The sequence below is a fragment of the Methanoculleus formosensis genome (assembly GCF_025384765.1).
Lineage (GTDB): Archaea > Halobacteriota > Methanomicrobia > Methanomicrobiales > Methanoculleaceae > Methanoculleus > Methanoculleus formosensis.
On the sequence record NZ_VHLL01000002.1, the window covers coordinates 415,891 to 429,004 of the forward strand.

18 protein-coding genes are annotated in these 13,114 nt (G+C 63.6%); 7 read left to right on the forward strand and 11 right to left on the reverse strand.

Going from position 1 to position 13,114, the window contains the following annotated elements; genetic code table 11:
- Positions 1-36: 36 nt before the first annotated feature.
- Genes FKB36_RS05510 through FKB36_RS05530 form a run of 5 tightly spaced genes read left to right on the forward strand, consistent with a single transcriptional unit; the run spans position 37 to position 2,198 of the window.
- Positions 37-315: a 50S ribosomal protein L44e gene (locus tag FKB36_RS05510; RefSeq protein WP_261597034.1), complete on the forward strand. Its 279-nt coding sequence runs from the start codon at positions 37-39 to the stop codon at positions 313-315.
- A gap of 6 nt (positions 316-321) precedes the next feature.
- Complete coding sequence (locus tag FKB36_RS05515) at positions 322-510, forward strand: 30S ribosomal protein S27e (RefSeq protein WP_261597035.1); 189 nt, start codon at positions 322-324, stop codon at positions 508-510.
- Between the two features lie 7 nt (positions 511-517).
- Positions 518-1,297, forward strand: coding sequence for a translation initiation factor IF-2 subunit alpha (locus tag FKB36_RS05520; protein ID WP_261597036.1), 780 nt, complete (start codon positions 518-520; stop codon positions 1,295-1,297).
- Positions 1,298-1,302: 5 nt separating this feature from the next.
- On the forward strand, positions 1,303-1,470 hold the full coding sequence (locus tag FKB36_RS05525; RefSeq protein WP_261597037.1) for an RNA-protein complex protein Nop10: 168 nt from the start codon (positions 1,303-1,305) through the stop codon (positions 1,468-1,470).
- Complete coding sequence (locus FKB36_RS05530; RefSeq protein ID WP_261597038.1) at positions 1,452-2,198, forward strand: proteasome assembly chaperone family protein; 747 nt, start codon at positions 1,452-1,454, stop codon at positions 2,196-2,198. Before FKB36_RS05525 ends, FKB36_RS05530 begins: the two co-directional genes overlap by 19 nt.
- A 119-nt stretch (positions 2,199-2,317) precedes the next feature.
- Here FKB36_RS05530 and FKB36_RS05535 read toward each other — a convergent pair whose 3' ends face one another.
- A complete protein-coding gene (locus FKB36_RS05535) occupies positions 2,318-2,740 on the reverse strand; it encodes a DUF234 domain-containing protein (protein ID WP_261597039.1) in 423 nt (140 codons plus the stop codon).
- 70 nt (positions 2,741-2,810) lie between these two features.
- Between FKB36_RS05535 and FKB36_RS05540 the strand changes: the two genes are divergently transcribed.
- Entirely contained in the window at positions 2,811-3,263 is a 453-nt protein-coding gene (locus FKB36_RS05540) for an RDD family protein (protein WP_261597040.1), read from the forward strand.
- A gap of 3 nt (positions 3,264-3,266) precedes the next feature.
- Here FKB36_RS05540 and FKB36_RS05545 read toward each other — a convergent pair whose 3' ends face one another.
- On the reverse strand, positions 3,267-3,671 hold the full coding sequence (locus FKB36_RS05545) for a rhodanese-like domain-containing protein (protein ID WP_261597041.1): 405 nt from the start codon (positions 3,669-3,671) through the stop codon (positions 3,267-3,269).
- Between the two features lie 85 nt (positions 3,672-3,756).
- Complete coding sequence (locus FKB36_RS05550; protein ID WP_261597042.1) at positions 3,757-4,476, reverse strand: ATP-binding cassette domain-containing protein; 720 nt, start codon at positions 4,474-4,476, stop codon at positions 3,757-3,759.
- Positions 4,477-4,880: 404 nt separating this feature from the next.
- Between FKB36_RS05550 and FKB36_RS05555 the strand changes: the two genes are divergently transcribed.
- On the forward strand, positions 4,881-5,603 hold the full coding sequence (locus FKB36_RS05555; protein ID WP_261597043.1) for a DUF1614 domain-containing protein: 723 nt from the start codon (positions 4,881-4,883) through the stop codon (positions 5,601-5,603).
- A 28-nt stretch (positions 5,604-5,631) separates the two neighbouring features.
- Here FKB36_RS05555 and asnB read toward each other — a convergent pair whose 3' ends face one another.
- The 8 genes from asnB to mmp3 are packed head-to-tail and all read right to left on the reverse strand — an operon-like array spanning position 5,632 to position 13,108.
- Positions 5,632-7,437 carry an asparagine synthase (glutamine-hydrolyzing) gene (gene asnB / locus FKB36_RS05560; RefSeq protein WP_261597044.1) on the reverse strand — a complete coding sequence of 602 codons (1,806 nt, stop codon included), beginning with the start codon at positions 7,435-7,437 and terminating at the stop codon, positions 5,632-5,634.
- A gap of 18 nt (positions 7,438-7,455) precedes the next feature.
- Entirely contained in the window at positions 7,456-7,908 is a 453-nt protein-coding gene (locus tag FKB36_RS05565; protein ID WP_261597045.1) for a carboxymuconolactone decarboxylase family protein, read from the reverse strand.
- A 5-nt stretch (positions 7,909-7,913) separates the two neighbouring features.
- Positions 7,914-8,855, reverse strand: a complete 942-nt coding sequence (locus FKB36_RS05570) for a methanogenesis marker 7 protein (RefSeq protein ID WP_261597046.1) — start codon at positions 8,853-8,855, stop codon at positions 7,914-7,916.
- A complete protein-coding gene (locus tag FKB36_RS05575) occupies positions 8,852-9,436 on the reverse strand; it encodes a methanogenesis marker 17 protein (RefSeq protein ID WP_261597047.1) in 585 nt (194 codons plus the stop codon). The genes FKB36_RS05570 and FKB36_RS05575 overlap by 4 nt, the downstream gene beginning before the upstream one ends.
- Complete coding sequence (locus tag FKB36_RS05580; protein WP_261597049.1) at positions 9,437-10,672, reverse strand: methanogenesis marker 15 protein; 1,236 nt, start codon at positions 10,670-10,672, stop codon at positions 9,437-9,439.
- Entirely contained in the window at positions 10,669-11,121 is a 453-nt protein-coding gene (locus FKB36_RS05585) for a methanogenesis marker 5 protein (protein ID WP_261597050.1), read from the reverse strand. Before FKB36_RS05585 ends, FKB36_RS05580 begins: the two co-directional genes overlap by 4 nt.
- Positions 11,122-11,126: 5 nt before the next feature.
- A complete protein-coding gene (locus tag FKB36_RS05590) occupies positions 11,127-11,582 on the reverse strand; it encodes a methanogenesis marker 6 protein (protein WP_261597051.1) in 456 nt (151 codons plus the stop codon).
- Positions 11,582-13,108, reverse strand: coding sequence for a methyl-coenzyme M reductase-associated protein Mmp3 (mmp3, locus tag FKB36_RS05595; protein WP_261597052.1), 1,527 nt, complete (start codon positions 13,106-13,108; stop codon positions 11,582-11,584). The genes FKB36_RS05590 and mmp3 overlap by 1 nt, the downstream gene beginning before the upstream one ends.
- Between the last annotated feature and the right edge of the window lie 6 nt (positions 13,109-13,114).

The window sequence follows — 13,114 nt, forward strand, 5'->3', positions numbered from 1 at the left end:
ATAGGTACTCGAATCTGTTGAATAGAGGTTACTATCATGAAAATGCCGTCAAAATTCAAGACATACTGCCCGTTCTGCAGGAACCACGAGGTTCACGAAGTCGTGAAGGTAAAGAAGGGCAAAGTGCGCCACTTCAACTGGATCGACCGCCAGAAGGCACGCAGGAGCACGGTGGGCAACATGGGCAAGTTCAATAAGGTGCCCGGCGGCGACAAGCCGACGAAGAAGATCAACGTCAAATACCGGTGCACGGTCTGCGGCAAGGCGCACCTCCGGCCGGGATTCAGGATCGGTAAATTCGAGCTTACGGAGTGAGTTGGTATGGTCCGGGTAAACAGAGAGAACAGGAGCACATTCCTCCGGGTAAAGTGCCCCGACTGCGAGAACGAACAGATAGTCTTTGAGAGAGCGAGTACCGTCGTGGAGTGCACCGTCTGCGGACGTATCCTCGCAGAGCCCCACGGCGGGAAAGCTGATATAAAAGCTGAGATACTGACTGTACTTGAGTGATAATTACATGAACGAGAGAGAGTGGCCCGAAGAAGGAGAACTCGTTGTCTGCACGGTCGCGGACGTCAAGGACTTTGCGGCGTTCGTGACCCTGGACGAGTACAACGAGCGTAGAGGGCTCATACCGATATCCGAGATAGCGCGGGGCTGGATCAAGTATATCCGGGACTTCGTACGAGAAGGACAGAAGGTCGTCTGCAAAGTCCTGAACGTCGACCCCGATCGCGGCCACATCGATCTCTCGTTAAAAGACGTGAACGAGCACCAGCGGCGCGAGAAGGTCCACGAGTGGAAGAACGAACAGAAGGCCACGAAATGGATAGGGTTTGCCGCTGAGGCGGCGGGCGTGGACAGGAAGGTCATCGAGGAGGCGATCTTCCGTGAATACGGCCAGCTCTACCCGGCCTTCGAGGATATCGTCACCACCGGCGGCGAGGCGGCGGATAAGCTGAACCTGGATGGGCCGGTCGAAACGGCACTCATCACCGTCGCGAACGAGAACGTGAAGGTCTCGAAGGTGACGATCACCGGACACCTCATCCTGACGTCGCACCGGCCCGACGGCGTCAACGTGATCCGCCGGGCGCTCCGGAGTGCGCAACCGAAGGTCGAGGATGTGGATATCGAGCTGATCTACGTCGGAGCCCCGAAATATCGGATAAAGGTGACTGCGCCCGATTATAAGGAAGCCGAGAAGGCGATCGAGAAGGCGGCAAACGCCGCCGTCGGCGTGGTCGAGCGCGCCGGCGGCTCCGGCAAGTTTATCCGGAAGCAGAAGGCCGGATAAAAGATATGAGCAGCCGCATTCGCCGCTGTCCGCACGACCGGAGATACACGCTCTCGGATCTCTGCCCGGTCTGCGGCCGGCCGTCACGGCCGGCCCACCCGGCACGTTTTTCACCCGAGGATAGGTACGGTAGATACAGGAGGGCCGTACGGAGATGGAACACGCCAGAGTGACCTTTTTGCGGGAGGAGGATATCGACGCCCCGGTCCTGATCGAGGGTCTGCCCGGCATAGGCCACGTGGGAAAACTCGTCGCCGACCACCTGATCCACGAGCTCGGTGCCGAGAAGATAGGGGAGATCTCCTCCCCCCACTTCCCGCCGCAGGTGATCGTCGACGAGCGGGGCATCACCCACCTCGCCAGCAACGAGATCTATCGCTACGAGAAGGACGGCAAGGCGGTTCTCTTTCTCGTAGGCGACGTCCAGAGCAACTCGGCAGAGGGGCACTACATCCTCGCGGAGCACTACCTCGATATCGCCCAGGACCTCGGTGTCGGGCGGATATACGCGCTCGGCGGCTACGGTGTCGGTCACCTGGTCGAGAACCCGAGGGTCTTTTCAGCCGTCAACATGGAGCATCTCCGCCCCGAGGTGGAGGCGGCCGGCGGATCATTTGAGAACGCCAGGAGCGGCGGGATGATCGTGGGGGCTTCGGGTCTCCTGCTCGGCCTCGGCAAGGCGCGGGGGATCGAAGGGATATGCCTGATGGGCGAGACGAGCGGCTACATCGTCGACCCGAAGAGCGCCGAGAGCCTTCTCACGGTGCTCTCCCGCCTGACCGGGATCGAGGTCGACCACACCTCGCTGCAGCAGCGGGCCGGGGATATGGAGCAGATGATCGCCAACATCCAGGAAGCCGAAGAGGCCAGAGGCCGCGAAGAACTGAGTTATATCGGATAACGCCTCTTTTTGCGATAGATAGTCCCGGGACCTCCTGTACACGCCCGGTCGATGCGAACAAAGCAATGCTCCGGTGCGCCTTCTCCACCCGGAGGATCCGGGTTCCGGATACAGCACGCCTATGCCGAGAAACCTCCTTTTCGGCAATCTGCAACAACCCTCATCAGATCGTCAAGGTCATAGCAGGAGACTCGATCGTCCTCCATCGGGCGGCGAGAGAATGTTCGTGCCACGATACAGAAATGCTCCTCGCGCCTGCCGTTCTGCCATGAGACATGGGACGCTTTCGCCCGGAGCTCCTCGAGAACCCGATGGCCGTCCACACCGTCCTGCCATTTGCACTCGCAGAAGAGAATCTTTGATTGGTCTTCGCGGAGGCAGACGATATCGATCTCCTCACCCCGGTGCCACCAACTCCCCAGCCGTGTATAGACAAAGGGCAGGGCACCGTGCTGGTTAAAGAGTTCAAAGAGATCTGCGACGATTGCCTCAAAGAGCCTGCCCACATACGCCGCGAACCGCGGTTTGACGTACTGATCCACGATCAGCCCGGCACCCCCCCATCAGCCGACACGTAACCTTAAGCCCCGCGGAGGACGACAGAGAGATGATATGGTCACGCTCTACCTCGCCAGATGGGAGACCCGGTTCTGGGCCTGGCTCATCGACATCATCCTGGTAGGACTGCCCGTCTGGGCACTCTCCGACCGGCTGCCGCCCTCCTGGGAGTTCACCATAGATCCCGGGCTCATCTCGATCAGCCTCTCCTCGGTGGTTTTCTTCCTCTACTGGACACTCTTTGAGGGATACCGCGGCCAGTCCCTCGGCAAGATGGCGTTGAAGATCCGGGTCACCGGCCGTGCCGGAGAGGATATCGGGTTTGGCGCCGCAGCAATCCAGAGTTTCGGCAAAGCGTTTCTCCTGATCCCCGACTGTCTGATCGGGTGGCTCGCCATGCCGGGCTCGAAACAGCGGCTCTTCAACCGAATCTCGGGCACCGTCGTGATAGAGACCCGCGAAGCGGAGGAGCCGGAGGGCGTCACCTACGTGAAGCAGGAGGAGTGAAGATCAAACCCCGGTCACCGGGAGCCCGGCAGCCTGCCAGGCGCTCATGCCGCCTTTGACCTCGTAAACGTTCTCAAAGCCGGCCTTCTCCATCACCTCGCGGGCGCCGGCGCTTCGTCCGCCCCGCTGGCAACAGAGGAGATACGTCCCATCCCGGTCAAGGCTCTCAAGGCGCCCGGAGAGGTGCGCCGAGTCGATGTTGATTGCGCCCGGGATATGCCCGCCGGCATACTCAGCCGGCCTCCTGACATCGATGATGACGAATTTTGGATCCTGTTTCTTCTCTTCGATCAGGGCGGACGCTTCAGCCGGCGGCACGGTCCGGTTGATATGGTCTTGTGGAGCGGGGTTGTCTCCAACGCATCCGCCGATCAGCACGGCCGCAATAGCGCTTCCGGCGAGGAACAAAGGCGCGAACAGAGAACGGAAATTGGCCATGTATCCTTGTCGCGGTCGCAGGCGTAAATAAGTATTGGTTCACCGGCCCGGTGGCCTAGGCGGTATCATCGTATCCAAGCGGGGCGTCATCGACGGCCATCACCGTACGGAAGGTCTCCGGTTCGTCCAGGGCAACGACCTCACCGCGGTCCACCACGGCAACCCGGGTGCAGATCGCCTCCGCCTCTTCCAGATCGTGCGTCGTAAAGATGATCGTCGTCTTCCGCTCGCGGTTCAGCCGCCGGAGCAGATCCCAGGTCTCCCGGCGCCCGGCATCGTCCAGCCCGGCCGTCGGTTCGGCAAGGAAGAGAACCGACGGGTGCGTGAGGTATGCCCGGGCGAGCTCGAGGTGCTGCAGCATGGCGGGAGAGTAGGTCTCGACGGCGGCATCGGCATCGCCGGAGATGCCGAAGAGGTCTATGATCTCGGGGATCCTCCTCCGCCGGAGATCGTCGCCCAGGCCGTTCATCCGGGCCTGGAAGTCCAGGTTCTCCCTGCCGGTCAGCGCAGGGTCGAGCACCGATTCTCGGAGGGCGATGCCCATGCTTCTGCGGACGTCCCCGAGACCCCCGAGAACCGCGAGCGGTGAACGCTCGGCAAATCCCGGAACCGGAAAGAGGACCGTCATGAGAAGGGAGAGCAGGGTCTGCCGGTCCTGGCCGGAGGGGCAGAGGATACCAAATATCTCTCCGCTCTTCACGTCGAACGGGATCGGGCCCCTCGCCTGGAGCCGCTCCAGATGCAGGATCAAATCTTCAACAGTAAAGGCGGTCATGCTCTTCTGTGCAGATGCAACCGGTCAGATTGGACGGAGTTGCTCCCGGTCATCCACCATCCCCGAAACCTGCACCGGCCACGAACACCCCGAGATATGCGTCCGTGGGTTGTTGTCCGGCACCCGTTATCCGATTTGGGGAAGGAACTCCGGGTTTAACATTATTTTTGGTTGCCTACATATGAATATATCTATTCCGAAATGAATATAAAATAGGTAATTTGGGGTTTCTATTCACTATCGTCCCCTGATTTTGAGTTATCGTCGGTGAGACTTACTTTTCATCGGGCGATGGAACAGGGCGGGTCGAAGTCGCCTCGCCCGGGCGAACGGTCCCCGGGAGCCCGCCGGGGCCGTAGCCATCAAACTATTTATGGCATGACCCCGTTCGGTATGCCCGACCCATGGAGACCGAACTGTCCACGATCGCGATCTTGCCGGTTCCCTTCAGCCCGGAGCAGATCCTCGTTGCGCTGGCGGTTCTCATACCGGCACTGGCCATATTCAACCTGCTCCTCATCACCGCAGGAGCCTTCGAGTCGATCGGGCTCCGGCTCTACCAGGCGATGCTGGTGACCGTCGGGGCGCTGCTCGGGAGCCTGATCGATATCCCGCTCATTACATTAGGAGAAGATCTCATCGCGGTCAACGTAGGCGGAGCGCTCATCCCCCTCTTCGTAACGCTTGAGATGGTCGGGCGGGGCCGGGTCTCGTGGGCGAAGTCCCTCGCTGCCGTCGTCCTGGTCTCGCTCGTCGCCTACGCCGCTGCAACGCCTGTTCCCGGCCTCGGGATCACGATGCCGTTCTACGTCGCTCCGCTCGCAGGCGCCGTAACCGGCCTCCTCCTCGCCCGCGGGTGCCGCACCGCCCCGGGCCTCGCCTACGTCGGGGGGACGATGGGCACCCTCTTCGGGGCCGACCTCTTCAACCTCGCAAACCCCGACGTCCTCTCGGCGCTGACCGCGGACGGGCCGACCGTCCTCTCCATCGGGGGCGCGGGGATCTTCGACGGCATCTTCGTCACCGGCATCCTCGCCGTCCTGTCTGCAACGTATGCGGGGAGGGGGCTCCGGAAGAAGGGGGGCGTCTGCCCGCAGGAGGAGGGGGAGTGGGGGGGCGCGAAGTGAGCGACTCACACCCGGGCGCAGAGAATCCCTACGGGTCAAACTGCCGCAGCCACATCTCCGCGCAGGCTATCCGCCAGAACTCGGTGGAGTATGGGCTCTTCCCCTCGAGGAACTCCCGGTAGTTTTCGAGCACCCGCTCCGCGTCCCAGTAGGGCCGCTCTCGGAACTCCGGCGTTGAGAAGAGGTCGAGGATACGCGGTGCAAGTTCGCCCTTCATCCAGACCTCCTCGGGGGTGACGAACCCCATCTTGTCCATCCTGCACCGGACGGCGTCCGGGACCAGCCCCCGGATCGCCTGCCGGAGGACGTACTTCGTGACGCCGCCGCGGATCTTCTGGTCGAGCGGGAGCGCCGCGAGGTGCTCCACCAGCCGGTAATCGAGGAACGGAACCCGCGCCTCGACCGAGAAGGCCATCGAGTTCCTGTCCTCCCAGTGCAGCAGGAGGGGGAGGTTCGACGCCGTGACCTCCCGTTTCAGCACCTCCTCAAGCGACCCCGCATACCGGAGAACCTCCGGCGCGTCCCCCCGGAGGAGTCCCCGGCGCTCCGAGCGGACCCGGGACTGGGCAGCCGCCCACGAGAAGAAGGACCGGTGACGACGGGCGCTCCCGACCCCCTCCCGGAGAGCCGCGAGGACGTCTCCGCGCCGGAGGAGGCCCCGGATATACGGCGCCTGGTAGGCGATGTAGCCGCCGAGCTGCTCGTCGGCGCCCTGCCCGTCGAGGACCACCTTCACCTCGCCGCTCGCGAGGCGCATCACGCAGTACTGGGCGTATATCGAGAGGGACGCAAACGGCTCGTCCTGCATGTAGAGTAACCGCTCGATGTCCTCCCAGAGCCCGTCCGTCCCCGGTGTCGTCCGGCGGCTCGCGACGTCCGTCGCCGCGACCACCGTATCGATATACCGGCTCTCGTCGAACAGGGGGTCGTCAAACGAGACCGAGAACGTCTTCTGCCGTTCGCCGACGCTCTCCGGGCTCTCCGCCAGGAGGAGGCCGTTTATCAGGGCGGTGACCGTCGAGGAGTCGATCCCGCCCGAGAGGCAGGTCCCGACAGGGACGTCGCTTCGGAGCCGGAGCCGGACGGCGTCGGTCAGGAGAGCGCGGACGCTTTGTGCTGCGGCCTCGTCGTCGGCCCCGCCCGGGGCGCCGCTCACCGCGAAGTCCCAGTAGCGTTTCGGCTCCCCGACGCCCTCCTCGGAGACGACGACCGTATGGGCCGGCGGGAGCTGGAAGACGCCGTCATACATCGTCTCTCCCGTGTGATCCGCAACCCCCCACGCAAGGAACGTCGAGAGCATCCGGTCGTTCGGCTGTCGGCCGACGTCGGGATGCGCCCGGAGTGCCTTGATCTCTGACGCAAAGAGGAACGATCCATCGATCAGGGTGTAGTAGAACGGCTTGACGCCCAGGCGGTCTCGGGCACAGAAGAGTTCGCGGCGGCGTCCGTCCCAGAGGGCGAACGCCCACATCCCGTTGAACCGGGCGAGGCAGTCCCGCCCCCACTCCTCATAGGCGTGCAGGATCACCTCCGTATCGGTTGCGGAAGCGAAACGATGGCCGGCGGCAGAGAGTTCCTCCCGGATCTCAGGATAGTTGTAGATCTCGCCGTTGAAGACGATCTGAAGCGTGCCGTCCTCGCTTCCCATCGGCTGGCGGCCCTCATCGGAGAGATCGATGATCGCGAGACGGCGATGGGCAAGGCCGATCGGCCCGGAGAAGAACGTTCCTTCGCCGTCGGGACCGCGATGGGCGAGCCTCTCCGCCATCGCCCCGACGAGGGCCGGATCCGCATCCTCCCCGTTCAGGGCAAACTGCCCGGCGATACCGCACATGCTCCGGATACCAGGAGGTTATCTATCAGAACAGGTCTTATCCAGGCCCGTGCCGTTGATGTCGCAGGAGGGGCAGGGAGCCGAACCCGTGCCGTTCACTACCCGGTAGGCGTCCGCGAGGACTGCGGAGTTCGCGAGCATCCCCGCGATCAGGATCACCTCGAGGATCTCAGCCCGGGTCGCGCCCTTCGCCATCGCGGACTGCAGGTGATACTCCACGCAATGGCTGCACTTGAGGGCGGCGCCCACCGCGAGGCTGATCAACTCGATCATCTTCGGTTCGAGCTGGCTGGTCTCGACGACGGCGCCCTTGTAGAGGAGGTGTGAGATGAGGATCTCGGGGCGTTCCGCCATCCGCTCAAAGATCAGGGGGACCCGGCCGTACTCGTTCTCGATCTCCCGGAGGAGGTCCTCCGCGAAGACGTCCGACCCCCGCTCCACAACCTTCGTGAGTACTTTCTCGAAATCCATCGCATCTACACCAGTATTCTTGTCTCCGAGAATGGTTTAATCCGGATCAATATGTAGTTGCGCATCCTCGACGGCGTGACGTCGGCGATATCACCGACCGTCACCCCTTCGGCGACAGGAAGCGACCGCACGTCGTCGGCATACGAATCGTAGGGGAGCTTCACCCGGAGCCCCTCCATCTGGGCGGTCACCGGCGTCGGGTGCGTGAGCATGCTGACCTCGTGGATCTGCTCCTCGATGATTGCCATCAGGCGGGGCGGGAAGACGGAGAGCGGGTCTTTTGCGAGAGCGTCCCGCCGGGCGTCCAGGACGCGGGAGACCTCGTCCACCAGTTCATCGAGTTTCCCGAGCTCCTCGGGGCGCTTGAACCGGTGCATGATCCTGCCGATCCCGCCCACGTATCCCTCGACGGGCGGGTCGATCACCCGCATCAGGGCCTCGCGGTCGGGCGCGCCGGTCACCACGATCGGCACATCGATCTCCCGGCGGATCGCCGGGAACTTCTTCCGGATGCACTCCTCGAAGTTGCCGAGCGCGTAGACGGCGAGATCGTGCTCGTTGATGACGTCCCGCTCCTCGTCGTTCAAGTTTGCAATCCGTTTCCCGAACCCTCTCGCGAGCCCGACCATGTTGGTCTTCGCGCCCGACCGCCTGAGATACTCGGCGATATCGCAGGAGATGTGAGGGAGGTGATGGATCTCAAGGCTCGGGCTCACGACGGCGATCTCCGTCCCGACGAGGGGCGCCTCGACCACCTCGCCGGCGAGTGGTTTTGCGATCCTGCGTATCAACTCGATATCGTCGCGCGGCACGAACGACTGGAGCACGACGTCCTGGGCCATGACGTGCTTCTGGACGATGTAACCCCCGAGGTCGTCGATCAGGTCCATGATCTCGTCGTGCCGGTAGACGCCTCCCTTGTAGGTCACCGGCACCAGTGTCGTCATAGCGTCACCCCCATCTTCTCAAAGAGCGGCACGACCGCCGTCTCCACGATATCGGTCGGCAGGGTATCCTCGCTCGCCACATAGTAAAACTTTCCTTCCCGGATGTACTGGCGCCGGACCTTGAACCCCTCGGGAGCGATGTACTGGAGCGCGTAGATGACGTCCTTGTACAGGGTCTCGCTCGGGTCGGCCACCACCAGCCGGTCGAGGTTCTCGTCCCCGGCCATCCCCGCCGGAAGAACGATGGTGAACCGGTCGGGCTGGTCGACGTGCTCCTTGCCGTAGATCACCCAGAGTTTCTGGAGGAGCGGCGCGAGATAGGTCTCGTCGCTGATATCGAGGACGACCTCTTTCTCGCCGCGGTTGACGTTGGCAAAGTCGGCAACCCGGATCTCACGCGGCATATGGCGGAGCAGCCCCGCCGCGACGAAGATCGGCACCTTCGGGTCGACGTAGATATGCAGCCGGTCGATCACCTTGATGAGGTCCAGGTCCTGGAGGACGTCGCCTGCGACCCGCTCGTAAGCGACCCTTCCGACCTCGTCCGGCGACTCGACCACGAAGTAGTTCAACGGGGGCATCTACTCTCCTTTGATGAATCCCGACGCGAGCAGGGCGGCTCCGACCGCGCCGATGTACTGCGAATGGGGCGGGACGACGACCTCGGTCTGCAGGAGCTGGCCCATCGCGTAGACCAGCCCCTCGATCAGCGAGGTGCCGCCGACCATGATCACCGGCTCTTTGATGTCGACCTCCTGCAACTGCTGCTCGAAGACCTGTTCCGCGACGCTGTGGCAGGCCGCAGCCGCCACGTCCTCGGGCGAACTCCCTGCCGCGAGGGCGTTCACCAGGCTCTGCGTCCCGAAGACGATGCAGTAACTGTTCATCGGGACGTTCTTGCCCATGCCCTTCATCGCAAGGGGGCCAAGCTCGGTGATATCGATACCGAGCCGTTTTGCGGTCATCTCCAGGAACCTCCCGCTTGCGCCGGCGCAGATCCCGCCCATCGTGAAGGTGCCCGGGATGCCGTCGATGACGCTGATCGCCTTGTTGTCCATCCCGCCGATGTCGATGACGGTCGAGGCGCCCCGCTGGTGACCGGCGAGGTAGACGGCACCCTTCGAGTTCACCGTCAGCTCCTCCTGGATGAGTTCCGCACCGAGATGCTTCCCGATCAGGAACCGGCCGTATCCGGTGGTGCCGATGGCCTGGATATCCTCGCGGGTAAGGCCCGCCATCTCAAGCGCGTCCGAGACCGCGCTCTCGGCGCTCTTGAGCACCTCGGTCGTCGGGTGCCACCCGGTGCCGACGATCTCGTTGTCCTTCATCACGACGGCCTTCGTCGTGCTCGACCCGGAATCGACGCCCATCGTGATCCCGGTCTGCTCCTCGCGGGCAAGAAGCGCTCTCCGGCGGGCGATGGTCGTCAGGGCCTCCATCCTGGTGAGGAGGGTCCCCGCGGTCGTCCGCTCGGTGAAGGAGTAACTCACCACCGAGAGTTTCGAGTTCTCGGGGATGTACCGCCGGAGTTCGTTTCTGACGATCGCCGCCTCGGCGCACCGGAAGCAGGTGCCGATGAAGACCCCGTCCGCCTCCACCTTCCCCTCCACGAGGGCCATGGCCCGGGCGATCATCAGTTTCAGATCGGCGCTCTTGACGTCCAGCCCGAACTTCTTGACCGCACGCTCCACATCGCCTAGAGCAATATCGGGGAAGAAGACCTCCGCACCCACCGACTCGGCGGCGTCATAGATCTCCTTCTGGACGCCGCTATACTCCGCCCCGCAGGTGAGCTGGGCGATCCGTACTTTCTTCACGCTTCACCTCCGTCCTCGAGACCTGCAAGAAATTTCTTGACGGCGGCGACGAACCGGATGCCCTCGTCTTCATCTCTCGGATACTCCAGTTCCAGGATCGGGATCCCGCTCTGGCGGAGAGTGAAGAGGATCAACTCATCGGTTCTGGCGCATCCCATGCACCCGAACGCAAAGTCCGCCTCGGTGACGATGATCGCGGCCTCGGCCTCCTCGATGAGGGGGCCGTAGATCGCCATCCGTCCCCGAACGCCGGACGGCACCTCGACGGCCGCGTACTTCAGGCCGCGCTTGGGTTCTTCGGGAGTGATCTGCAGGGGCGGGGAGTCTACCCCGGCGGTCTGTATCCTCTCCCGGATACCGAGGGCTGCACCGAGCGGCTTATGGCCGAACCGGGCCACCAGGTCGGAGAGGATGAGGCTCGTTGCAGGGTAGATAAACACCTTTGCCATTGTATTCAGGACTCCTCTGAATCTATCAGTTCTTGTAGTCGCTTGATATCGAGTTTTGGTTTCGTCTCGGGCGGTGCCGGTTCCGCCTCGTCTCCTTCACGCCGCCCGAGCTCCTCGAGCCCGCGGGTGATGTAGCGCAGGAGGCGGAACTCTCGTTCGTGGCCGAGATAGCCCGGCCTCGCCCCGCCGAGGTTCGCCCGGCAGCGTCTCGGGTCCCCGGGAGGGAACCCCCGGTCCTTGACGAAGATATGGGTCGGGTCGAACGAGCGGATCTCCTCGAGGAGGCGGTCGACAGACTCCGGTTCGCCCGTCACCTGAAGACCGAAACACGTCTCCTTGATGAGGACGCCTTCTGAGGCCTCGTAGGCCCTGAGCGCGAGTTCGCCGGGCGTCATCGTCGGGGACTCGACGAAGACGTATTTGGTCACCGTGCCCACGTAATCCGGGGTATATTCGGCCATCACTTCACCTCCTTCACGTATACCGTGGCTCCTTCGCGCATCCCGGCAAGGTTCCCCGCATCGAGCACCTTCCCGATGACGTTCGTGCCGGTGAGCGGCTCGGACGTCGGGCCGAACTCGGCGTTCGGCGTGGTCCGGATGCCGACCATGCCCGCGCCACGCCGGGAGTCGTTCGTCATCGCGAGAGTGTAGGCCGGCACCTCCCCGGTCGGCGTGTTCTCCGGGATGATCCCGACACCCTTTCCGATCTTCGGCTTGAAGAGGAAGACGTCCTCGAAGACGAAGACGAGCGGCATCTTCCCGACGCTGTGGTGCTTGAGCCCGGTCACCTCACGGAAGATCGTGACCGACCGGGGTGCGGCCGCCTCATCGAGGGTGATGCTGACGACGTTCTCGGCAGGCACCGTCTCAAGCCGGACCTCGCCGCCGGCCAGCACCTCGAGCGTCGTTGCCGGGGTCTGGGCGACCACGATGCGATCGCCTTCGGCCGCGTCGGCGGCGAGGGAGACGCCGCGCCGGGCGGCGACCGCTTTCGCCTCGGCGAGCGAGAGGCCGACGAGATCGAACTGTTCCGGTTCCGCACGGAAAGCGAAGAGATCGCCCTCCCCGGCAAACCTGACGAGTTCGATGCCGTGGATGACCCTCCCGACGACGGTGTGCGCCGGGCTTGCCGAGACGCCCTGGGTGTAGATGTAGACCCCTCCGGGGGATTTCCCGGCGGTCCGGACCGTGACGGTGCCTTCAAGCCTCGGGCCGGAGAGTTCTGCCGGAACCCGGGTTGGGACCAGGTGCGTGTCGGCAACGTAGGTGCTGCTTGAGGAGGCCACCCTGAACCTGCCGCCCTGCACGGAGAGGAGGAAGTGCTCGACGCTCCGGGCGGTGCCGGTATCGGTCCCGTCCTTTCCGGAACCCTGCACCTCCGCTTCCACGTAGGAGACGAGCTGCATCCCGTCTTCGAGCGGGAAGTTCGCGTCGCGGGTGACGATGACGTTTGAACGGTCGACACGCCGGAATACCCGCTCGACACCGGTGATCCGGTCGCCATCGGCGAGCCGGTCGAGCAAACCCCGGCCGGTGACGACCTTGCCGATGACGCCGCCGTCCTCCGGGGCGCCGTAGTCGGCGGTATGCCCCATCCGCGCGAAGATCAGGTAGGACCGGGAGGGATCGTAGCCCCCGCACCCGAGGATCACGTCCCCGCGCTCGTACCGGCCCGGACGGCGTGCCGGGCGGACGTCGGACTCGAACTGCCCGAAGGCTGCGGCGTACCGGTCCTGCCAGTGCAGGCGGAGCCGTTCTGCAACCTCCGGGCGGAGGAGGGAGGAGACCGCCGCGGTCTTCGCCACCTCGACGACCAGATCGCCTGCCGGGGTGGTGAACCTGACCTCCTGCGACTCGGCTTCATCTTCAACGAGCGCCGGGCGGATGACGGCGACGCTGCATTCCTCATCCCGTTCAGGGAGGAGGTCGCCGAGCAGAGAACCCGCCGGAACCGAGATGCGTTTGCCGTCCAGATGGATCTCCATTACGTG